Source organism: Chondrinema litorale (genome assembly GCF_026250525.1).
Classification (GTDB): domain Bacteria; phylum Bacteroidota; class Bacteroidia; order Cytophagales; family Flammeovirgaceae; genus Chondrinema; species Chondrinema litorale.
Genome location: NZ_CP111043.1, coordinates 2,678,966 through 2,702,935 on the forward strand (window position 1 = coordinate 2,678,966; position 23,970 = coordinate 2,702,935).

The 23,970-nt window shown below is 34.6% G+C and carries 18 protein-coding genes; 10 read left to right on the forward strand and 8 right to left on the reverse strand.

Annotation, left to right across the window (positions count from 1 at the left end; translation table 11 throughout):
- Positions 1 to 19: 19 nt before the first annotated feature.
- Entirely contained in the window at positions 20 to 922 is a 903-nt protein-coding gene (surE, locus tag OQ292_RS11120; RefSeq protein ID WP_284682201.1) for a 5'/3'-nucleotidase SurE, read from the reverse strand.
- Between the two features lie 38 nt (positions 923 to 960).
- Entirely contained in the window at positions 961 to 3,369 is a 2,409-nt protein-coding gene (locus OQ292_RS11125; protein ID WP_284682202.1) for an ABC transporter permease, read from the reverse strand.
- 247 nt (positions 3,370 to 3,616) lie between these two features.
- On the opposite strand from OQ292_RS11125, the gene OQ292_RS11130 reads away from it, so the two are divergent.
- Positions 3,617 to 4,297: a metal-dependent hydrolase gene (locus OQ292_RS11130; protein WP_284682203.1), complete on the forward strand. Its 681-nt coding sequence runs from the start codon at positions 3,617 to 3,619 to the stop codon at positions 4,295 to 4,297.
- A gap of 71 nt (positions 4,298 to 4,368) precedes the next feature.
- Here OQ292_RS11130 and OQ292_RS11135 read toward each other — a convergent pair whose 3' ends face one another.
- Entirely contained in the window at positions 4,369 to 5,226 is an 858-nt protein-coding gene (locus tag OQ292_RS11135) for a M57 family metalloprotease (RefSeq protein ID WP_284682204.1), read from the reverse strand.
- 249 nt (positions 5,227 to 5,475) lie between these two features.
- Here OQ292_RS11135 and OQ292_RS11140 point away from each other — a divergent pair, with 249 nt between their 5' ends.
- From OQ292_RS11140 to OQ292_RS11150, 3 genes are all read left to right on the forward strand, one after another.
- Positions 5,476 to 8,322: a S8 family serine peptidase gene (locus OQ292_RS11140; protein ID WP_284682205.1), complete on the forward strand. Its 2,847-nt coding sequence runs from the start codon at positions 5,476 to 5,478 to the stop codon at positions 8,320 to 8,322.
- Between the two features lie 119 nt (positions 8,323 to 8,441).
- Positions 8,442 to 11,102, forward strand: a complete 2,661-nt coding sequence (locus OQ292_RS11145) for a hypothetical protein (RefSeq protein ID WP_284682206.1) — start codon at positions 8,442 to 8,444, stop codon at positions 11,100 to 11,102.
- Between the two features lie 11 nt (positions 11,103 to 11,113).
- On the forward strand, positions 11,114 to 11,461 hold the full coding sequence (locus OQ292_RS11150) for a hypothetical protein (protein WP_284682207.1): 348 nt from the start codon (positions 11,114 to 11,116) through the stop codon (positions 11,459 to 11,461).
- A gap of 88 nt (positions 11,462 to 11,549) precedes the next feature.
- Here the strand turns inward: OQ292_RS11150 and OQ292_RS11155 are convergent, their stop codons facing one another.
- The 5 genes from OQ292_RS11155 to OQ292_RS11175 form a co-directional block, all read right to left on the reverse strand.
- On the reverse strand, positions 11,550 to 12,299 hold the full coding sequence (locus tag OQ292_RS11155; RefSeq protein ID WP_284682208.1) for a DUF1707 SHOCT-like domain-containing protein: 750 nt from the start codon (positions 12,297 to 12,299) through the stop codon (positions 11,550 to 11,552).
- A 159-nt stretch (positions 12,300 to 12,458) separates the two neighbouring features.
- The gene (locus OQ292_RS11160) at positions 12,459 to 13,352 is read right to left on the reverse strand and encodes a hypothetical protein (RefSeq protein ID WP_284682209.1); all 894 of its coding nucleotides are present in this window, start codon (positions 13,350 to 13,352) and stop codon (positions 12,459 to 12,461) included.
- 20 nt (positions 13,353 to 13,372) lie between these two features.
- Entirely contained in the window at positions 13,373 to 14,569 is a 1,197-nt protein-coding gene (locus tag OQ292_RS11165; RefSeq protein ID WP_284682210.1) for a glycosyltransferase family 4 protein, read from the reverse strand.
- A gap of 86 nt (positions 14,570 to 14,655) precedes the next feature.
- On the reverse strand, positions 14,656 to 15,654 hold the full coding sequence (locus tag OQ292_RS11170) for an aspartate-semialdehyde dehydrogenase (protein ID WP_284682211.1): 999 nt from the start codon (positions 15,652 to 15,654) through the stop codon (positions 14,656 to 14,658).
- Positions 15,655 to 15,750: 96 nt separating this feature from the next.
- Positions 15,751 to 17,406 carry a pyruvate dehydrogenase complex dihydrolipoamide acetyltransferase gene (locus tag OQ292_RS11175; protein ID WP_284682212.1) on the reverse strand — a complete coding sequence of 552 codons (1,656 nt, stop codon included), beginning with the start codon at positions 17,404 to 17,406 and terminating at the stop codon, positions 15,751 to 15,753.
- A gap of 433 nt (positions 17,407 to 17,839) precedes the next feature.
- On the opposite strand from OQ292_RS11175, the gene OQ292_RS11180 reads away from it, so the two are divergent.
- The 6 genes from OQ292_RS11180 to OQ292_RS11205 all read left to right on the forward strand — a co-directional run bounded on the left by OQ292_RS11180 (position 17,840) and on the right by OQ292_RS11205 (position 23,888).
- Positions 17,840 to 18,619 carry an outer membrane protein gene (locus tag OQ292_RS11180; RefSeq protein ID WP_284682213.1) on the forward strand — a complete coding sequence of 260 codons (780 nt, stop codon included), beginning with the start codon at positions 17,840 to 17,842 and terminating at the stop codon, positions 18,617 to 18,619.
- Positions 18,620 to 18,668: 49 nt separating this feature from the next.
- Complete coding sequence (locus tag OQ292_RS11185; protein ID WP_284682214.1) at positions 18,669 to 20,219, forward strand: hypothetical protein; 1,551 nt, start codon at positions 18,669 to 18,671, stop codon at positions 20,217 to 20,219.
- Positions 20,220 to 20,334: 115 nt separating this feature from the next.
- Positions 20,335 to 20,490 carry a 50S ribosomal protein L34 gene (gene rpmH / locus OQ292_RS11190; protein WP_284682215.1) on the forward strand — a complete coding sequence of 52 codons (156 nt, stop codon included), beginning with the start codon at positions 20,335 to 20,337 and terminating at the stop codon, positions 20,488 to 20,490.
- Positions 20,491 to 20,665: 175 nt separating this feature from the next.
- A complete protein-coding gene (gene rnpA / locus OQ292_RS11195) occupies positions 20,666 to 21,061 on the forward strand; it encodes a ribonuclease P protein component (RefSeq protein WP_284682216.1) in 396 nt (131 codons plus the stop codon).
- Between the two features lie 186 nt (positions 21,062 to 21,247).
- Positions 21,248 to 22,903, forward strand: coding sequence for a S41 family peptidase (locus tag OQ292_RS11200; protein WP_284682217.1), 1,656 nt, complete (start codon positions 21,248 to 21,250; stop codon positions 22,901 to 22,903).
- A gap of 88 nt (positions 22,904 to 22,991) precedes the next feature.
- A complete protein-coding gene (locus tag OQ292_RS11205) occupies positions 22,992 to 23,888 on the forward strand; it encodes an aldo/keto reductase (RefSeq protein WP_284682218.1) in 897 nt (298 codons plus the stop codon).
- Positions 23,889 to 23,970: the final 82 nt, after the last annotated feature.

The following is a 23,970-nucleotide window of genomic DNA, read 5'->3' on the forward strand; positions in this document are numbered from 1 at the left end:
AATGGGTTCAGTTAAAATCTTATTGAGTTGTAGTAAATTGTGGGATAAGTTTTTCTGGTAGTTGCTGCAATCTTTTTAGTGTTTCCTCATCATTTTCGTCAATTGTCATTGGTGTAATTACAATGAAACCTTCCTTCACTTTTGAATCATCATATTTCAGTGAGCTGTCTACAGGATTAGCAATATGTTGAGGTATCCATATAGTAGTGCTTTCTAGTGCTTGTTCATCATTTGTATTAATTTTTTGAAAGACAATATTCTCAGGTCTCTCGTAAGCTATTCTTCTTGCAGAAAAAATAACTCCTGTTATACTATTGATGTCTTTGGGAAATGCTATTGTAAAGTATTGATTATTACTTAACTCATCTATGATTGATGAAGAAATAAAATGGGAAATCCATTCAGGTATCACTTTAAAAGACTCAGGGTTATCATCATCAAAGCCTGAAAGAGCAATACTTTTTACACCTAAATAAGCAGCCATTCTTGCTGCTCCAATAGTGCCTGAACCAAACCACTCAGTACCAGTATTTGCCCCACCGTTAATTCCAGAAAGTACCAAGTCAGGTCTATTATCTTTAAAAAATCCGCTTAAACCTATAAGTACACAGTCAGCCGGATTTCCCGGTGTTTCATAAACAGCTACATGGTTGAGCGTGTCAATATATTTGGTGGTAATTTCTATGGTAGATTGATACTTTCCTAAAGTAGTATAATTACTTGTGCCAGACCTATCAAAAGACGAAACTATAATAGAAACCTGATCGGCAACATGTCGAACACTTTTGGCAAGAGCAACCAAACGATCAATGTCTTCAATCCCATCATCATTAGTAATTAAAATATGCTTGTAAGTATGATCTGCTCTTGCAAACAATACATGGGAAATCGCCATTAAAAGAAAGAAATGTATGAATTTCATCGAGAAATATTTTTTAAAATAAATTTGACAGGAATTAATTACTCCGACCTTAAAGCATTTACTGGTTTTTCGAAAGCAGCAATAATGGCATGGTAAGCAATAGTAAACCATGAAATTGCTACAATTGAGAAAATAGATACCATAAAAACTCCTACACCAATATGCGTTTGGTAGGCAAATTCTTGCAGCCAGTTTTGTGCATAGTAGTAACCCAGTGGTAAAGAAATACATGCAGCTATTATTACCAGTTTGCTAAAGCTGGCAATGAGCATTTTAACAATACTAAATTGATTGGCTCCAAGCACTTTTCTAATGCTAATTTCTTTTCGTTTTTGAGCGGTGCTAAAAGAGATAAGGCCAAACAAACCAAAGCACGCAATAAATACAGAAACTAGTGCAAACACGATAAATATGCTTCCTAGTTTTTGCTCTGCTTGGTACGATTTATCAAAGGAGTTATCAACAAATTGATAGTCGAATGGATTTTCTGGAGCATATTCTCTCCATACTTTTTCAATGCCTTTTAAACTATTAGGAATAGAGTTATTTGTGCCAATACTAGCAAGAATAAAACTATATGCAGTAGGGTAAATTTGTAAAACTGCGGCCTCTACTTTCTGGTGTAAACTTCTATAATGAAAGTCTTTTACTACACCTATAATCCTTCCTGATTTTAAGCCTTCTTCTACCCAAGGGTTCCAGTCTAACTCTTTGCCTAAAGCTTCTTCTGGAGCGCTATAACCTAAGTTTTTTACAGCAGTTTCATTAATGATAAAAGCTTCTGCCGAATCAGTTTTAAGGTTTACATCAAAATCTCTCCCTGCAATAAATTCTAAACCTAGAGTTTTTGGGTAATTATAATCCACAGCAAAAAGGTTAGCTGAAATTGTTTTTTGTGTTTCGTGTTGGATAATGGCATCCCAAGCCACTATATCTCCGGGAATACCATAGCAGGCACTTACTTGATTTACACCAACTTCTTGTAATAATTGGTTTTTAAAACTTTCTAAGTTTCGGCGCATATTATCACCTTTCAGTCTAAAATAAACAAGTCTTTCTTTGTTAAAGCCGTAATCTTTGCTCTGTAGAAAATTAAGTTGTTGATAAATAATGGCTGAGCCAAAAATCATTAAAGTGGAAATAACAAACTGAATGATAACCAAGCTTTGTCTGAGTTTTGTAGCTGTACTGCTTCCACTCTTATTTTCTTTAATTGCTTTAAGTGGCTCAAACTTAGAAATAACCAATGCAGGATAGAGCCCAGAAAGCAATGTAACGATAAGTACAAATGCTAAAAGTGATGCAAAAACCAGTGGAGATGAAATTGGATTAAATACTAATTCTTTATCTGTAAAACTGTTTAGGAATGGCAGTAATACTTCGGTTAAAACACCTCCAATAATTACTGATATCAATACCAATACAAATGACTCTGATAAAAACTGAAATATTAATTGCTGTCTATGTGCACCGGCGGCTTTTCTAATACCAACTTCTTTGGCTCTTTTTACAGATTGTGCTGTAGAAAGATTGATGAAATTGAAACAAGCGATCAACATAATAAAAATAGCCACCAAACTCATTGCATCTACATAATGGATGTTTCCTGTTTTAGCTATATCATATTCAAAATTGTAAGAATATAAATGAATATCTTGCAGCTTTTGAAATAGCGGATAATCAACATATCCTTGGTTAGTAATCGGGTGGGCAACTTCTTCGACTTGCGTGGTAAATTTATCTTGTAGTTGCTGTACATCTACACCGTCTTTTACTTTAATGTAAGTAAAAAACTCATGCCAGCCCCAACCCGCTAACCTTTCAGGTGTGAGGTATGCTTTGCGTGTCTTTAGAGAAATTATAAAATCAATATTTAAATGGAAGTTACCGGGAAATGGAGCAAGTACACCAGTTATCTTATAAGGATTTCCTTCAATCTCAATGAGTTCGCCAACTGCATTTTGCTTAGGGAAATATTTTTCAGCCAGTTTATTACTAATTACTAAAGAGTTTGCTTCTGCTAAAGCAGTTTCTGCATTTCCATTGCTTAATTCAAGACCAAAAAAGTTAAGAAATATAGCTTCTGCAAAAAGCCCATTTTCTTCAAAGAAAGCTTCACCTTTTTTTGAGAAAGTGGCTTTATTGTAATACCTCATGCAATAGGTAGCGTTCTCGACTTCGGCATAGTCATTTGCTAGCGCACCTTTATAAGCAGGTGGGCAAACCGCAAGAAAGCTTTCAGCGGTTTCAGTTTTATTTAAATTATAAACTCTATAGATGTTTTGGCTATCAGGAACGAAATTATCAAAGTGTTTTTCATCCCAAACAAATAGCGCAATGAGTATACAAGTTACTATCCCAAGGCTAAGACCTGAGATATTGATAAAAGTGTAAATCTTGTTATTAATCAGATTTCTGATTGAAGTTTTTAGATAGTTTTTCAGCATAACTCTAAATTTGTATAGGTTTATGCCAAATGTCTTTCCATATATATGTAATTAGCTGATTTTAAATAGGTTACGTTTGGTTTTCTTACAGCTAAATTAATAAAAGTGTAACAGAAGTTTACAACTAACTGTAAAAAAATGTTACACTTTATTTTTTTGAAAATATCTTTAACACAACACCAAAATAGTGGTTACTTTTAAAGAGCATGAAGCTAAATTTAATATATAACATACAAAAATAAGAGAGATGAAACTAACTTATTACGGACACTCCTGCTTTAGTGTAAATCTGAAAGGAAAAGAAATTTTGTTTGATCCATTCATTAGCGGGAATGAGTTGGCAAGTGATGTGGATATTGCTTCTTTAAAACCAGACTACATTCTTTTAAGCCACGGGCATAGCGACCACACCGCAGATGCCGAGCAAATTGCCAAACAATCTGGAGCTACCATTGTGAGTAACTTTGAAGTTGTTAGTTGGTTTGGAAACAAGGGACTCGAAAAAGTGCATCCGATGAATCATGGAGGATCTTGGAAATTCGATTTCGGTACAGTAAAATATGTAAATGCTGTGCATTCTAGCTCTATGCCAGATGGCAGTTATGGTGGAAATCCCGGTGGATTTATTATAAGCAATGATGAAATTACATTCTACTTTGCAGGTGATACTGCACTTACTTTAGATATGCAGTTGATTCCTCGTTTCCATAAACTAGACTTGGCAATTTTACCTATCGGCGATAACTTCACTATGAATGTAGATGAAGCAATTGTTGCTTCTGATTTTATTGAATGTAACAAAGTAGTAGGTGTACACTACGATACTTTTGGTTATATAAAAATTGACCACGAAGCATCTATTGAGAAATTTGCTAATGCTAGCAAAGAATTATTTTTGCCGAAAATAGGAGAGAGTTTAGATTTTTAAATTCAATCATCGCATATAAAATATATAAGCGCATTCATATAACATGAACGCGCTTTTTTGCTAAACTAAAATTAATAAAGGTAGTCTAAAGCAGTTTTGTCGTCGTTATTAAATGGTCTGTCGCTACCATCAGTACAAGATAACATCCAAGACTGAGCAGAATAAGTAGCACCTGTTGGAGTGCCAGGTATGTGATTAGCACCAACGCCACCATCACCTTCATTACTTGTTGAACCACCACAACTGATACTTCTGTCGAAATAGTCTGTGTGTCTAAATCCTACGCAGTGTCCCATTTCATGAGCGATAATAGTAGCAATTCCTTCAGTATCTAAACCATAGCTAGACTCAAGAACTCCACTCATTTTAATCTCATCATACGGATCGCCAGAAGCAGTTGGGAAACCAGCAGAACCTAAAACACCTCTTCTTTCATCTCTTCTACTAAGACGAGTCATTACGATATCAGCACTTGAGCTGCTAGTAACTCTTTGGAAAGAAATTTCTAAGTTTTCTGCATTGTATCTGGCAATGGCTAAGTCAAGACCAGCGATCATGGCAGGGCTGTAACCACTTGTCTTTTTGCCTCTAGTTGAAGTGCCTTCTTCAGGAGCATAAATTGTGATTACTCTACTACCACTGGTGCTTACCAAGTTATCTGTACTGTATTGCTCAACAGCAGGAATACCTCTACCAACACTCATTTTATTAATTTGGCTTTCAGTAAGGTAAATGTCGTTTTCTACAAGGTAGCCTTCTTCAAAAGTCTTTACTTGAAAATCGATGGTATTAAATCCAATTTCATTCAGTTTTAAAAGTATTTCTGAGGGAATGGCATCTTCTGGTGCTATAACAATTTCGTCTTGCTGGCAGCTAAAAGTAAAAAGTAGGCATAGTAATCCAGTTAACAGTAAATTTAAATGTTTCATAATTGCGGATGTTTAAAAAATCAGAGAATAAAATAGCTAGTTACAACCATACCCGTGTAGTGTGGCTGTTTGGGATTTAATAAGTAATGAATGTTATTTTGCTCGCGCGAAGCAGCTCCTTATTATTTTGTTTATTGTACCTGTGTGGCAGGTTAAATTATATATTTACACCAGGAATGATATGTATGAGGTAGTAACTAAATTTAGAAGTAGAAATCTAATAATTTTTTAACTTAAAACAAGACGCTATTGAAAAAACTTATTTTTTTCATAGTACTACTTGCTTTAGTACAAAAAGCCAGTTATTCACAACTTAGGTCACAGTCAAGTCAGCATTACTTTAACAAATATGCCCTCACAGGTTATATAAGGAATAATTTTTTATCAAATTACTATTTGGTAAGTGGAACACAGCCGCAAATAGATGAACTTAAAAATACTAAAGGTTATCAATTACTTAAGGTCTTAGATGAGAATAATGCTATTTTTGAGTTTCCTGCTGATTTTTCTGCTTTAGATGTTCAATATTGGGCAGCAAATAATAATTGGAAGTTATCAGCGCCTACGGCTATATTATTAAGTCAAAAGAAGAAGAGTACATCTCTTCATTCTTTCACAGTCGCAGTTAAAGATCAAGAAAAAGCCATTAGTTTTTTTAAAGAGCATCAACTGAATTATCAAAATAAATCTATTAGTACAGTTGGGTACTTTGTTCTAGAAACCTCGCAAGATTTTGTAGGAAAGTATTTATTAGCTCAGCCTTGGGTAACTTTTATTTCTCATCGAGATTTACTACCACAAGTAGAATCTAACATTAGGGAGCCAAATTTTATAATAAACCAGTTAAATGCTGCAGCCAAAATATTTCCAAAGCTAACAGGCGAGGACATGGCAATTTCCATTAAAGAAAATGCATTCGATACGAATGATATAGATTTTGCAGGTCGCATTCTTTCTTCCGATATAGCATCAGCAGAGACAGCTACACATGCTACTTTAATGGCGAGTTTAATTGCTGGTGCAGGTAATACTTCATTCAATAGCAAAGGAATCTTGCCAGCTACTAATTTGAGTTCTTCTAACTTCCTCAATCTTTTTCCAGATACGTTATCTTATTTCACAGTAAATAATATCTTCTTACAAAATCACTCTTATGGTGTAGGCATAGAAAACTTTTACGGAGTAGAAGCCGAAGCTTATGACAGGCAAGTTTACGAAAACCCAGAAATAGTTCATGTTTTCTCTGCCGGTAACTCTGGAAACTCAGCTGCAGAAGAAGGCACTTATGCAGGAATTACGGGCTTTGCTAATCTCACTGGTACATTTAAAATGGCGAAGAATGTAATTACCGTTGGCGCTATAGATACATTAGGAGTCATCGCTAGTCTTAGTTCTAAAGGTCCTGCATACGATGGAAGATTAAAACCCGAAATAGTAGCTTATGGGGGAGGTGGTACTTCAGATGCGGCTGCTATTGTATCTGGTATTGTTGTGTTGTTGCAGCAAGCTTATTTACAAGAGAACTTAAAAATGCCTTCGTCTTCTTTGATTAAAGCGGTTTTATATGCTTCGGCGAGAGATGTTGCTCATGCTAATATCGACTACCAAAGCGGATATGGGAATGTACAAGCTGTAGAAGCCATTAAAACTTTGCAAGCAGGTAATTACATAGAAGATAGCATACAAAATACCTCTAACTCAAAAGTGTATGAGCTAACTGTTGATACTGATATTTCTAACTTAAAAATTGCTCTGAGTTGGACAGATTTGCCAGCAAATGCTGGTGATAATATTTCTTTAGTGAACAATCTTGATTTGGTGCTGAGAAATAAAAATACAGGAGAAGAATGGCATCCTTGGGTATTGAGTACTTATCCGGATGCGGACTCTCTAAACAGCTTGGCTACAAGAGGAATTGATAGTTTAAATACCGCAGAATTAATCACACTCGAAAACCCTGATGAAGGATTATATGAGATTGAAGTAAAAGCAACCTCCTTGCAAAGTGATTACCAAAGCTTTTCTGTAGCTTACTACCAAGAAAAGAAAGATTCTGTGTTTTGGTTGTATCCGGCAGGTACAGATGTATTGCAAAATACAGACAAGGTTAAATTGCAATGGAGACATACTTATCAAAATGAAACAGCCGATTTATCAGTGAGTATTTCAGGAAATTCCTTTGAGTCAATTCAAAACGGGATAGCTGAAGATATAAACTCATTCGATTATACATTGCCAGACTCGGCAAGTACGGTGCAATTTCAATTGAATATTGCTGGTAAAACCTATCTTTCAGATACAGTTTTTACAGGCAGTTTGCTAGCGCTTTATACTGGCTTCAATTGTAAAGATGATTTTATGCTTTATTGGAATAAAGATGAAAATGCAACCGGTTATGAATTATATGCTTTAGGTGAAAAGTATATGGATTTAATAGCAGCTACAACAGATACAATTCTCAGCTTTTCTAAAGAAAATACCGGACAAGAGTTTTTTGCTGTAAAACCGATTTATAATTACGACTTTAATTATTCAAAAGGAGAGGTGTTAAGATATACTTTACAAGGTGTTGGTTGCTATTTTAGGTCATTATTAACTAGTTTAAGTGCAGCAAATGAAGGTATTTTAAACCTGAGTTTAGGAACTACCTACGGGGTAGAATCTATCGTATTTGAGAAAAGGACAGAAGACAGTGAAACCTTCGAAGAATTTGCTCAATTTAATGATCCCGAAAATAATTCGATCGAATTGTTAGATACAGAATTAATGTCCGGAGTAACTATATACAGAGCTAAAATTCAACTCGAAAACGGCACAGAGCTTTTGTCAGACGAAGCTAGTTTGATATATGCCGATGATGATTTCTTTAAGGTATTTCCTAACCCGATAGGAGTTGAAGAACCTGTTTACGTATTTTCAGATGGAGATAATCTGCAATTCAATTTATATGATCTAAATGGTAAAAAACTGTATCAATTATCTCTTTCAGAATTGATAGAAGAAGTATATCCAGAAGATTTGCACCCGGGAATTTACATCTATACACTTAGCAATAATAAAGCGGTGAAGAAGAAGGGCAAGTTGGTAGTTTATTAAAATTATCCTGTTTAAATCGCATATCGAGTAAGTAGCTGTTGAAATAAGAATTTATTGCTAATTCTCCTATTACCTTTGTATTCAATTCTCTAAGATTGTCTGGTAAAAGCATTTTTAAGTTGAAGTATACTGAAATTATAATAGCATTTTATAAAAAACACAAAGACAGAATAATACCCATTGCAGCAGGTTTGTTTGTACTACTTACTTCAATAGGTCTTGCTTGGTATTTAACTTATCAGAAAGATACTTTTTGGAAGTTTCTGCCTGAAAATGTAGTTGCCGTTTTACAAATTTCCGCAGATAAAAAGGTATTAACCAGTCAAGATAGTGTGGTTTATTTACCGGGCGAAAGCCTATTACCCACATCTGTCTCAGAGAAAATACATGATGCTAGAAATCTTCTAGCAGCTCTGGAAAGATTTAAACCACTGGAAAAAGATATTTCATTACACCATATTTCAGGCGAGGAAACAGCGCTTTTGTTTTTGGTAAAGTTTGACGAGGATTCATTACAAAAGCTTTTGTCAGACAAGCAAATTAGGTCGGGATGGAGGATGCGTAGGTATAAAGAAGTGCCTATTTTAACGAAGCCTACAGCTTCAGGTACTTTAAGTTTATACACTATTGACGATTACATAATCGGTAGCTTTTCATCATTTCTGCTAGAAGAATCTATTAGAACATTTTTAGAAGAAGATGTAGCCTTACCAAATAAAGAAATGCTCGATGAGAGTAATTCAGTTTTGCTCACGGTAAATACTACAAATTTACATATTTGGATGAATAGCATGCTGCAGAAGCCTGTTTCTGTTTTCTATCCGGCTTTAAGTTATGCACCCGATTATTTACAATTAAAGTTAGACTTATCAGCAAATGAATTAATTGGCAGTGGTAATTATTTCTTTAATAATGAAGGAATGATAACACCAAGCAAACAAGCAAATACAAACCAATTGTATTGGAATACTTCATCAGAAAATATGATGTATTACAAAGCTTTGAGGTTGGATGCTGATGATAATTACTCAAAGATTTTTTTGGGAAATGAATTGATATCTGAGAGAATCAACCTGCTTAAAGAGCGATTTAATTTTGATTATGAAACCTTTTCTGAGCAGGTAGAGGGTAATGTGCAACAGTATATTTTAGATAGACCAGGCTTTTATCAGCCTTATAAAATCATCAATATTCCGATAAAAGATAGTGTTACTGTTGCCAACCTTTTAAGCGTATTACATCCAGAAGAAAAGCGAAACGTAACAGGTTTTACGAAAATAAGTCAGCCAGATTTTCCTCGATTATTTATTCCAGAAGGGATGAGTAAGTTTCCTGCGACTTATTATAAAATACAGCAAAATTCGCTTTGGCTCGCCAATCAGTATGTTCCAGAAAATGTGTTGGCTAAGATTACCCAAAAAGGAACTGACTCTCAAGCATTTTATACTTATTACATTAATGGGAAAAAGTTTATCTCTTTCTTGCAAAACGACATTAAAAGTGCTTATAAAAAAGACCTGTCAAATACTTTTTCTAAACTGGGTAAGCTTCTTTTAGAGATCGATAAAGACTCGGCTCATTTTCAACTTAGCTTACAATCAGCAGATTTGGCAGCTATTATTCCAGACACGCTTTCTACAACTCCATTACCAGAAAAGGCGAGTAAAGCGGCAAGAGTTGTTATTAACCATTATACCCAGCAAAAAGAATTTATCTTACAAGATGAAAAAACAAGGTTGATGCTTTTAAGCGATTCAGGTGAGATTCTTTGGCGCAATGCAGTTTGGCGACATACTGTTGGTGATGTAACTCAGGTGGATGTTTATAACAATGATAAGCTACAGTATGCTTTTATTTCGGATGGACAAATACATGTATATGACAGACTTGGCAGAAAAGTAAATGGCTTTCCAATGAATCTGCCAACCTATTTCGAAGCGAAATATTTGTTGCCAGTTCGATTGAAAAACGATAAAGAACAACGCTTTTTGGTTGGAGGAGTTATTCCCGGAAATACCGTAAAAAAAGATGCTCGCTTGTATCTGTTTAACCGATATGGTGGTATTGCTCGTTCTTGGAATCCAAGAAAATTGGAGTCTGCTTTAGCTACACCGCCAGTGTATTTAGAAGATAATGGGAAAACGTATATACTTGCTTTGTTAGAAAATGGCAGTTTATATGCCCTAGACCAGAATGCTAGAGTACATCCTGGCTTTCCATTGTTGATGAATTTTACTTGTCACCAACCTCTTGTGCTAAGTAAATCTGGTGATGAAACGCTGATTAATATTATGAGTGATGGGGGAGACTTAGTTACTCTAGACCTGAGTGGAAGTTTGCGAAGCAGAAAAAAGATGAGAAAAACCATGACTGATTCTCGATTCTTTATAGCAGGGAATGATGCCAATTCATCTGAGTATCAATCCAAAGCTCAGCGGCTTAGAGCTACTATGAAACCTGAGTTTATCTTAATGCGACAAGATGATAATGTGATTCAATTTTTTAATACCTCACAGCAATTGATGTTTAAGTTTACATTTCCAGATAGAGACCAAAAACAAATACAATTGCTAAATTTTGGTCCGGGTAAAGTATTTATCAATGTGTTTTCTCCCAAATCTAAAAGCTCATGGATATTTAATACTTCTGGCAAATTGATGTTTGGTAAAGCGATAAAATCCGATGCGCCAGTAACATTGACTTATTTATCCCAAGAACAAATATTCCGTTTATTGGTAATAGAGAGCCAAAAAGCTAATTTGTTACAATTTAGAATCTAAAAACGCATATTATGCTTGATCCTACCGACTATCCTGAAGTGTTACAATTACACCAGAAAGTAAAAGAGCTCCAATTAGAATTCAGGAAAGTTGAAACAGCTTTTAGTATTCCGGAAGAAAAATGTATTGCCATAGAAATGAAAGCTGACTCTAAGTTAATTGTTGTTCCTATTGTAGATGAATATGAAGACTTTGATTCAGATAAACCTAGTATGGCACTGCATTTAATTTTGACTGAGTGCGAGACTTTCGAAGATGCAGAGGATTACTTGGTTTGGGCAAAGGAGGTAGAGCTAAATACTTCAAATGAAAAAGTAAGGCAAGCATGGTTTCATTTGAGAGAAGTAGTGCCTCAATAAGAAAATTACTGGGGAATAATATTCAACCTATCTCTGCATATAATTATGAGTTAAATACAGGAGCAGCTCTCTTATTAAGAGAAATAGATTAATAGTCTACAGCTTCTGGTGGAGGCATAAATTCCAAAATCATATCGCCAATTAGTTTAAAGCCTGTTATTTCTACAAAAACCTCTGGTTGGTTGTAATCATACCTGTCTCCTTTGGTTGCATTAATTCCAAAGAATTTTTTAAGTAAAGAACCACCAATTTGCTTTTGTTTTGTACTTCCAATTACCACAGTTACATTTCTCTTAACCTTGGCATTATGTGGTAGGCGAATTCTTACATTACCAATAATACAGATGCTTTCTATTCTAATGTGTGTGAATTTATGAGCAATATCTCTTAGATCTATAAGCGTATCGCCGATACCTGTAACCACTTTAATATTTGGTTTAGATATTTCGGCACTGTATAATTTCTTATCTCCGATTATATTGATAAAGTCAATTTCCTCGAAAGTCTTACGAATATTTTCAGCAGGAGAGCTATTATAAGGTGCACTTCTGTATGGAGGATAGTTTTTAGGTTCTTGACCTTGAGAAGGTTGAGCTCCTTTAACTACAGGCAATAAACTATTTATCTGAGGAAAATCGTAAACCGAGTTTCTGAGTTCTTCTATAGTTCTTGCATCATGGGCAATGTCTAGCCTTCGTTCGTACTCATCTATATCCAGATCGTTGTTTGTATAAGCTTCACTTATAGCAGTAATTACCCTTTCTCGATATTTTGGAAGTCCAAATACCATAGGTCTTTGATGATTATTATCTGCATTTCTAGATGACGGCCTATCCATATACAAATCTGTTTTTTTGAGGCTTAGAAATTTTAATTTAACAAGATAAGCTCATTTTTAAGCCTATCATTTTTTAGGAGATTAAAGTTAATAAAATAAAGTGTATAAATCTTATCAAAATTATAGCTCAATTAGTTTGTTGCAAAAAAAGCAAGTTTATTACTGCATGTCTGCATTTGTTTTACCAACTGGTTGTACTCTTTTATAAATTCCGGCTATTGCAGCAAGTACTTTTTTTGTAGGCATACAATCCATTTCATCTGGAACAATTTCTACCAATTTGGTTTTAAAACAGTGAGTTTGACCTTTAGTAGTATAAGCTATATTTTTAGGAAGATCGAGACTGCCACCAACATTATATATTCCATTATGGAAAAATAATTTGATTTGTACGAGGTGTTTGATTTTGTATTTCACCTTGTGCTTTATTTTACCTCTTGGGTTCCTTTTAGTCACATTTCTCTTTCGCACAAAATCGGTATACTCTAGATGAATTTGAGTTCCATCAATCAAAGTAGCTTTGAACTCAAGTCTTGGGATTTTAAAGTATGTTTCTTTGATTTTAGGATAGCCTTTATTATTTCCTTGCTTTTGGTCAACAATATATTCTTGCTGGTCAGACTCTTCGAAAGAAGCTTTTATCTGTACTTTACTTTTTTTAGGAATATCTTCTTTGATGATACTAAGAAAAGGCATTAAAAAGCTTCTGAGGTGGTTACTCAAATCGAGCTTTTTTACTTTTTTATTATCGATCCCAAATTTGATAGCTAACCCAACTGCTAGAGCAGTTATTATTAAAATGTAAGGGATTTGAGTACCTATGGCAACGAAAATGCTAAAAAAGGCTACTATTCCAGAAACTATCATTTTAATAGATAGACTAGAATTTAACCTAACTTTATCTCCATCCTTATCTAGTATAGCAATCTTTCTTAATAAATTAAGCCAATATTGAGCTGTATGTGTACCGTCAATTTTTTTTGTTTCTACAATCTGAGTTTGTTCTGGATCAAGAGATTTTAATTGTTGGAATACATTTTTGGTGTCAGCCATAATATCGAGTTTATTTGACTTTAAATAAGGGAATTTAAACGGGAATACAAAGATTTTAATGCTTCTTTTTTTTGCTGCCAAGTAAAGAATGTTTCGATTTGTTGTTGCCCTTGTTTGCCCATTTTCTCTGCTAAATCAGGATATTCAACTAAAAACCTAATGGCTCTAGAAAGCATTGCAGGTCGTTCAGGTGGAACTAGTTTACCGTGTGTGTTATCTTCTATCAGTTCGGTACAAACTGGTAATTCAGAAGCGATTATGGCAGTTCCACAAGCCATAGATTCTAGTATTTTAAGCGGGCAGCAGCCTTGTTCAATATTTCTGTTGCCTTCTTTTAGCGGAGCAACAGAAACAAGTGCATGTTGTACCATTGCCCAAAGTGTTTTTTGTTCCAATTGATCGAACCAGATTACTTTTTCATCCACTTCTAATTTTGCCGCCAACTTTTTATATGGTTTAGCTATTCTTTTAGAGCCTGCGTTACAAATTACTAGATGTAAGTCGTCAAAGTCTTTCAATCCCGAAAATGCTTTGAGTAATACATCTACTCCTTGCCAAGTTTGTAAAGCTCCAAAGTAAATAATGTATTTTTCTGGGAGGTTTTCTGGTTTGGGTACCTTTTCAGGTATTACAGCTCCATTTCTAATTACTTCAATTTTGATTGACGGAGTACCTAAGCTTTGGAGAAAATCGGCAGTAGTTTGAGATGGAGTTACAATTTTATCTGCTTGTTGCAGGCAAAACAATTCTCTTTTTCTCAATTTCTGTATAAAGCTTTTTGTGAGATGAGGATATCTATACGGAAGTTCTACGGAGGTTAATCCATTTACTTCGAAAACTGTTTTGTAATTTCTATTTGGTTTTAAAATAGGCATGCCTCCCCAAATATCTCTGAAGTGGCAAATATTTAACTCATCTTCGGTTAGCTCAATTTGTTTGCTTACAAATCTGGAAAAGGCTTCGGCTCTTTGCAGGTAATTTACATTTTTAAGACTAAGTCTTTTTATGCTGATGTTATCTTTACTTTGTTCTTTGGGTAGGTAGTTTCCTGCAAGCGCGCATAAAACACCTCCATTGGTAAACTCGAAAAGTGAACTGGCAAAATGAGAAATATGTGTTGCTGAACCTTTGGTAGAAGGAAAAACGTCGAATGCAGCGTAAAGTCCCGACATGTAGCCTGATATATTAAAAAATGGAGTACCTGAATTATCACTCAATTATAAGTTTTTTTCAGATACTCCTTTAGATAAAAAAATAAAATTTCAGATGCTCTTTGCTCAATAAAAAGAGAATCAAGCTTTTATTAAACCAGATTATTTTTCATTAATGCTTCTGCAATTTGTACAGCATTAGTAGCAGCTCCTTTTCTAAGGTTATCTGAAACAATCCACATGTTAAGTGTATTTTCTTGGCTTTCGTCTCTTCTTAGTCTACCAACAAAAGTTTCGTTACGGTTATGCGCATTTATCGGCATAGGATAAACCAGATTAGTTACGTCATCTTCCATAACTATTCCATCACTACTTTGAAGAATACCACTTACCTCAGCTAAATCAAACTCATTTTCGAACTCAACATTTACAGATTCTGAGTGACCACCCATAGTAGGTATTCTCACACAAGTTGCTGTAAGTTTTATGCTTTGGTCATTAAGAATTTTCATGGTTTCGTTCACCATTTTCATTTCTTCTTTGGTATAGCCATTTTCCAAGAACACATCGATATGCGGTAATACGTTCATATCAATCTTGTATGGGTAAGCCATTTCTTCTCTAGTAAGCTCTTCGCCAGCTCTTTCCCTCATCATTTGGTCTACCGCTTTTTTACCAGTTCCAGTAACAGATTGGTAAGTAGATACAACTACTCTTTTAATAGTGTATCTTTTGTGTAGTGGAGCCAAAGCCAATACCATCTGAATAGTAGAGCAGTTAGGGTTAGCTATAATTTTGTCGTCTTTTGTAAGCTCATTGGCGTTAATTTCAGGCACAACCAGTTTTTTAGTTGGATCCATTCTCCATGCTGAAGAGTTATCAATTACTGTAGTACCTGCTTCTGCGAAGCGAGGAGCATATTCCAAAGATGTACCTCCACCAGCAGAAAAAATAGCAATATCAGCTTTTGCAGCAATACCTTCTTCCATGCCCACTACCTTGAATTCTTTTCCTTTGAAGGTAACTGTTTTGCCTACTGATCTGCTAGATGCAACAGGAATAATAACATCAGCTGGAAAGTCTCTTTCTTCCAGTACTTTTAACATGGTACTACCTACTAAACCGGTAGCGCCTACAACTGCAACTTTCATTTTGTTTAAATTTAATAGTGGGATTTTATATAAATATAAGGTATAAAAAAAGGTCATTCCTGGTAAGAATGACCTGTATATTTTAATGTATTAAAATCAGACAAGGATTCTTACTGGGTCTTCAAGCAACTGTTTAAGCGTTAGAAGGAATGCAGAACCTACAGCACCATCTACAACTCTATGGTCGCAAGACATCGTAACCTTCATTAAGTTACCAATCTTGATTTCACCATCTTTTACAATTGGTGTTTGTTTAATACCACCTATTGCTAAGATACAAGCATCTGGCGGGTTAATAATCGCTGTAAACTCATCGATACCAAACATACCAAGGTTAGAGATAGTAAATGTGTTACCTTCCCAATCTGCTGGTTGTAATTTTTTCTCTTTTGCTTTCTTGCCAAGGTCTTTTACTTCAGCAGAAATCTGAGAAAGTGTTTTGCTATCTGCAAATCTAACAACTGGAACAAGAAGTCCGTCAGGAATTGCTACAGCAACACCAATATGAACATGTTGATTTTTTCTGATTTTGTCTCCTAACCAAGAAGAGTTTACATCAGGATGCTGTTTTAAAGCAGCAGCACAAGCTTTTAATACAATATCGTTGAACGAAATCTTTACAGGAGAGATTTCGTTCATTCCTTTTCTAGCCTCAATTGCCTTATCCATGTTAATTTCCATAGTAAGGTAGAAGTGAGGAGCAGTAAATTTACTTTCAGCAAGTCTCTTAGAGATTACTTTTCTCATTTGAGAAACTTTCTCTTCAGTAAAGCTTTCTTGACCTACTGGTACAGCAGCACCTATAGTTGGTGCAGCAGTAGCAGTTTCTGCAACTGGCTGGTAAGACTCAACATCTCTTCTAATCACTCTTCCGTGGTCTCCACTTCCAGGTATTTTGCTTATATCGAAGCCTTTGTCTTCAGCTAGTTTTTTAGCAAGAGGAGAAGCTTTTACTCTACCTCCCTCTGAAGAAGTTGATGAGCTTGTTGAAGAAACCGCCGGAGCTGGTTTTGCTTCCTCTTTTTTTGCTGTTGAAGCTTCTTTTTTTTCCTGTTTTGGGGCTGGAGCCTCTTCTTTTTTTGCTGCACCACCAGAAGCTTTTGAGTTTTGAGCTTCTAATAATGTTTTATAATCTGCTCCTTCTTCACCGATAATAGCAATTACTCCATCTACTTTTACAGAGCTACCAGCATCTGCAGCAAGATAAAGTACTTTACCATCAGTGTAGTTTTCGAGCTCCATGGTAGCTTTGTCAGTTTCAACTTCAGCGAGAATATCGCCCGAAGCAACGTCATCACCAACTTTTACTAACCAGCTAGCGATAGTGCCTTCTTCCATGGTATCGCTCATCTTCGGCATAGTAATCACTTCTGCGTTAATGCCAGATGTATCGATATCTGCTGCTGCCGGAGCTTCTTCTGTGCTTTCTTCCGGTGCACTTTCTGTAGCGGTTTCTTTTTGTTCACCATTGCTGCTTCCTCCTTCTCCGTCTAGTAAAGACTGGTAGTCTTCACCTTCTTCTCCAACAACTGCGATAATTCCATCTACAGGAACAGAATCTTTTTCACCTGGTCCAATGTATAAGATTGTACCGTCTTCGTAGTTTTCAAGCTCCATGGTTGCCTTATCGGTCTCTACCTCGGCAAGTATATCACCAGAAGATACCTTGTCACCTACTTTAACCAGCCAAGACGCAATTACACCTTCTTCCATCGTGTCGCTCATCTTTGGCATTCTGATTACTTCAGCCATATAATGTTATGATTTTTATTTTAATTCAAGTATATATTTCAATCCCTAAAATTTCTATAAGAGTGCGTAAAAATAATAAGCTTATTCAAATTTTATAGGAAATATTGCAAAGATCATTTCAGTATGTTAAAACCAACTACTAAAAGGAATGTTTTTTTTGCTGAAATGGCTCCATTTTCCCAAAAAAAATACCTTTTTGCCTAATTCATAAAATTATTTTGAGCTTTCACTTCATTTTTAAGACAGACTTTAGCTTTGATGTTTTATTACTTCAGCTGATAATTTTAACAATACTGATACGTGTAAAGGTATGTGATTATAGAGAGTATTGAAAAATGATAGCACATTAGCTTTTATTTAAAGCAAACGGCTTTCGGAAATATCATGTTAAATTAGCATAATACTTGATACAATCTTGACAAGATACAACCTTATGCAGATCAGATTATTTATATTTTTTAGTCTTGTAACTGTTATTTTTTCAGATTTAAATGCAGCAAGATTGTCCAGCTCATCATATGCTTTAAGTGATTCCCTTTCTTTAAATATTAGTAAAGGAATGATGGTAGAGTATGGTCATTCTTTTTCGCAGCTATTTTCTAAAAAGCCGAGGAAATATAAAAAACCTAAACAAAGGAAATACGATTTCAGGTATTTGGAAATTGGAATTGGCCCGGCTGTGTGGCAAACTTCGCATGAACCTTTAATGGAGAATGAAAGAAATGCCATTCATTTTTTTGTAGAGTATGGAGATATGCTTAAACCACTCAGTTATGTTGCTGGTGTAAACTTTAATGCTGCTTTTATTCAAGAAGGTTATTTGCTAGAGCCAGAATATTACTTTTTTCATTTAAAATATTCTCCTAGCAGAAAGTGGTACAATTGGCCAATCTGGATGAATATTTATGGTTTGGCTGGAGCAACTTATTGGCAGGCTTCATTAACTAATACTGCTTTTGGTGGTGCTACTAATAATGAAAATCTCATTGAAGAAGATAGTGGTTTAGGTTTAATTACTGGAGCAGGTGTTTCTTTTGAATTTTTTAATTTCTCATTAATTACACAGTTTACCTATGTATTAGGTATCGGACAATATGAAGCTGGTGGTTTTTATCCACAAGATGTTCATGTAGGTTCAGCACAAGTAAATGTAATGCTGAGTTACAGGTTCTTTTTAAGTGGCTTACAATGGCGTTGTCCAACTTATAAGTAATATGATTTGTCATTTTAATTGTTGAGTGTCAAATTCAATCTTTTAGTTCATGTTTATTTTTTCAAAACCAAATACAAAGCTCTTATTTATCGCAGGCTTATTTTATTTGCAGTCTTGCGATCTGGGCGATTTTTCGCCTGTAGACATTTTTACCAGAGAAGCTTTGGAAGAAGATGCCTTGTCAGTTGATGTAGGTACATCTTGCGATTTTTCGATTTTAACTAATAATGATAGATACATTGAAACCACAGAAGGGCTAGAAATAAAAGGGAGTGTTTATCTGGAAACTTCAGCTACTCAGTATTATTTGAGCAGTGGAGAGTTTGCACTAACTACAGATTCAGAAGGGAAAATATCTTCGCTAAAAGGATATGGAACTGCTGTATTACCAGAAACAAGTTTATTCGAAGATGCTACACCTGTGAGTGATTACCTAGCGAATATTAGTCTTTTAGAAAATCCTGATCTCTCTTCAATTATATCTTTGAGTGTAGACGAGCAATGCTATATATATTACAATATCGATCAAGACACTGCTGAATTTACTACTTCTAACGGTGATTTTACATATACAGAATTATATTTTGAGCCAACAGAGCCACTTTTTGTATTTAAAGGAAGCATTGATTTGCCTTTGCTAAAAAGTAATTTCGGTTGGACAGGCATCTCACATGCTGGTAATATTGAGTTCTTGCCAGAGAATTTTACCCAAGAATTAACTTTCGAGTCTTTTAATGGGCATGTATACATGGATGCTGAGTTGCCATTTACAGTAAATAATTTGCCTGTTACCAGTTATGGAGAGAATACAATTAATGCCAATAAAGATGGGAGTGGGGCAAAAGCTTTTTTTGATGGTACTACAGAAAGTATAGAATTAGGTACAAATGGTAGTTTGGCAATCTCTTATTTATTAGCCGATACAATTATTTCAGGGTATTCATTCTATTCTGATACTGTGAGTCGTATGAATGAAAGCTTGTATTTAAGCTCAGCAACGTCTCATTGGGAAAATATAAGTGGTGTAGAAGAATTTAGTTTTGTAGGTGAATATGAAGATTCTGTTGATCTGTATGATGAAATATTGTTGTCTCATCCTGTACTTGATCAACTCATTTATAATTCTGACGATAACGCGATAGTTTTTGGCACCTATGGCACCAATTACAATTTATGGAATATTAATATTTTGAATGATGCTGATATGGATTTAGGAGATTTGGGAATCTATTCTTTTAAAGAGGCCATCTTAAGTGTAGGTACTGAAGGAATCGAGTTTTCTGGGATATTTCAGAGTACATTCGCAAACTTTCCTACCAATGTGATGATAGCAGGTGAAATTCAAGACAATGGAGATTTTACTCTAAATGGACAAACCTTATTTGCTGTTAACTTTGATGGAACAACGCTACCGGTTACTTATTCTCTTGAGGTAGAGGTAGTTGATGGAGCTGCAGAAATTAATGTTACAGGTTTAGCAGAATATTGTGAAAATGGTAATTGTCAGTTTTTACCAGTAACAACTACTCTAGATGCAGTGTCTCAAACATTAGAAGTATGTGTAGAAATTCCTGGCGAAGGTGAAATTTGTGTTGATTAATATTAAATTTGAGTCATTTTTTAGAGAATATTAAAATTATTACTAAATTAACTGTGCATGGCTTTTCATTTAATATAAAAAATTATAGCTTTGCACTCCGAAAAATTTTAGAGCAATGAAAAGAACTTATCAACCATCCAACAGGAAAAGAAAAAATAAGCATGGTTTCAGATCAAGAATGGCATCAGCTAGTGGTAGAGCTGTTCTTGCAAAAAGAAGAGCAAAAGGCAGAAAGAAATTAACAGTTTCTTCTGAAAGAAAAGGAAAGTAATATTTTTAAATGATAAGTTATGAAAGCTAGAATAGCTAAAAAAATAGTAAAAAAACAAGAAAAGCTTGCTTACCAAAAAGGTACAATTAAAAAAGCAGAAGCAATTGTAAAAAGAAATTCTCAAAAAGACTCTGAATAACGAAGTCAGGGTCTTTTTCTAACTTTCCTAAGTTGTTTGGCAGATTTTACCTTTCCCAAAGCTGAAAAACTCGTAAGCAAAAAGCTAATCGCCGAAACGTTTCGTAAAGGTAATCAGTATTTTAGTTACCCTCTAAAGTTTTTTTTTCTTCCCAAAGAAAAGACCGACCTTATTGCGCCTGTTCAGGTGCTCGTATCTGTACCCAAAAAATCTTTTAGAAAAGCTGTTCACAGAAATAAAATTAAAAGACAGCTAAAAGAGGTCTACAGATTAAATAAAAACTCAATTCACAGTTCACTTCAAGATAAGCAATTGCATTGTTGCATTGCTGTAATATTTATTGCCAAAAAATCAGTAAGTTATTCTGATATTAATCAGGCATTTTTATCGTTTACTTCTGAAATTAATAAATTAGAAATTTCTAAGCCTTGATATTATAGGTTTTCAGATGTAATTTTTTTTAGCTTGATTATTTTTTATATTAGAATTGGCTTTTTAAACATAATTCCTTTTTAATGGATAATTGTGGAATTATTCATTTAGAAAAAGTTGTTGAAAAGCTGTCTGGTTTTTCAAATCATTCCGATTTATAAATCCTGGTTTCATTTATTTAGTGATATGAAATATAAATTTTTAAAACTGCTTGGTCTCTCATCTGTTATCGTTTTATTGATAGCTGCAAACTATCCCAAAGACAAATATTTCGAAATAGCGAAGAACCTCGACATTTTTGCTACCCTTTTTAAAGAAGTTAATAAGTATTATGTTGATGAAGTTGATCCAACAGAATTGGTAAATGTTGGTATTTATTCAATGTTGAGTAAACTTGATCCATATACTAATTACATTCCTGAAGAACAGGTAGAAGATTACAGGACACTTACTACAGGAGAATATGGTGGAATTGGAGCTGTAATCGGCATTAAAAATAATAAGGTTGTGGTTGTAATGCCAAATGAAGGTTTTGCAGCACACAAAGCAGGTATAAATGTAGGTGATGAAATTATCTCAATAGATAATAATGAAGTGCAAGGTCTATCTATTCCTGAGATTAGCAGATTATTAAAAGGTAAAGAAGGTACTAAAGTAGCAGTAGCAGTAAAAAAGCCTGCTAGCGAATCTGTAGTTACAGTTGAGATGCTAAGAGAAAGGATTCATGTAAAAAATGTTCCTTATTATGGCAAAGTAACTGATAAAATAGGCTTTATTCAGTTGACAGATTTTACGCAAAATGCCAGTCTTGAAGTTAAAAATGCTTTACAAGAATTAAAAAATGATGGTGTAGAAAGTATCATTCTAGATTTAAGAGGGAACCCAGGAGGTTTACTTAGCGAAGCAATCAACATATCTAACTTGTTTTTACCTCGTGGAGCCGAAGTAGTAAGTACAAAAGGCAAAATAGAAGAGTGGAACAAGCAACACAAAGCATTAAATAATCCTGTAGATTTAGATATTCCAATAGTTGTGCTTGTAAGCGGATCAAGTGCATCTGCAGCAGAAATTGTATCTGGTGTAATTCAGGATTACGACAGGGGAGTTTTAATCGGGAAAAGAACTTTTGGTAAAGGGCTTGTACAAGCTACTAGACCACTTGCTTACAATGCTAAATTAAAAGTAACAGTAGCAAAATACTATATCCCTAGTGGTAGATGTATTCAAGCGATAGATTATTCTAAACGAGATGAAGATGGTTATGTAGAAAAACTTCCAGATTCATTAAGAGTAGCATTTAAAACCAAAGGAGGAAGATTAGTTTTTGATGGTGGTGGAGTTGATCCAGATATAAAAACTTCTCGTGATCCGTATGCACCAATTACAAGAAGCTTGATTCAAAAAGGATTTATCTTCGACTATGCCAACGATTACAAAGTGAAGCATACAAGTATTCCTAGCTCAGATGATTTTGATATCTCAGACGAAGAGTATACTAAGTTTGTAAGTTGGCTAGCTGGTAAAGATTACGATTATACAAGTCATGTAGAACAAGTTTTGACTGATCTTGAAGAAAATGCTAAGTCTGAAAAATATTTTGAAGATATCGAATCACAAATAGTGCAGCTCGAAAAGAAAATCAGACACAATAAAGATAATGATCTACAAAAATTCAGTGATGAGATTAAAGAAGTGTTAGAAGAAGAAATTTGTGCAAGATATTATTTGCATAAAGGTATGGTAGAAAGTTCTTTTGATGATGATGTAGATGTAAAAGCAGCAATAGATGTTTTAAGTGATCAGGAGAGATACAAAAAAATCTTGTCTGGCGAAAAGATATAATTCTTAGTTGATTCAGGAATCATTATTTTAACCTTCTGTTTTAAGTAACAGGAGGTTTTTTTATTTAATCTAAAAGAAGGTAGATAACATGCAATATAACCAACTTGGAAAATCAGATTTAAAAGTAAGTGAAATCAGCTTCGGGTGCATGTCATTAGATGGCAAGCACACAGAAAATGCGAGACTTTTACATGAAGCTTTTGATAAAGGAATCAACTTTTTTGATACAGCAGATCTATATCAGTTTGGTGAAAATGAAATATCAGTTGGTAAAGCTTTTCAAGATAAAAGAGATGAGGTAATCATTGCAACAAAGGTAGGTAACCAATGGAAAGAAGATAAGTCGGGTTGGTCTTGGAACCCAACAAAAAAGTACATTTTAGAGCAAGTTGAACATAGTTTAAAGCGCTTACAAACAGATTATATAGACTTGTATCAATTGCATGGAGGAACGCTTGAAGACCCGATTGATGAGACTATTGACGCATTCGAAATACTAAAGAAAGAAGGGAAAATTAGAGCTTATGGTATTTCATCTATTAGGCCTAATGTGATTAGAACCTATATAGAAAAATCGAATATTGATAGCGTAATGATGCAATATAGCCTATTAGACAGAAGACCCGAAGAAGAAAGTCTTTCATTACTACATCAAAATAATATCAGTGTAATTACCAGAGGTAGCCTAGCAAAAGGATTATTAGCTGGTAAAGTCGCAGATCATTACCTAGATTATTCAGTGGCAGATGTGAGTAAGATGGCTGAACTTGTAGGGGCTGTTGCAAAGGAGAATGTTTCAGCAGCAAATGTGGCAATCAAATATGTGCTTCAAAATCCTACTGTGGCTTCAGCAGTGTGTGGAATTAGAACTGAAAATCAACTAGAAGATGTAGCGGCAACTGCAACAGTAGCAGGTTTAGATAGCGATATATATGAGCATTTACAAAATGTTTTGCCTGTAAACTACTACAAAGTCCATAGGTAAAACTGTTAAAATTAATTTGTAATACTGAGCCAAAATTCTCAATTTGAGCTTAACCAATAATATGAAAAATAACAATAGATAA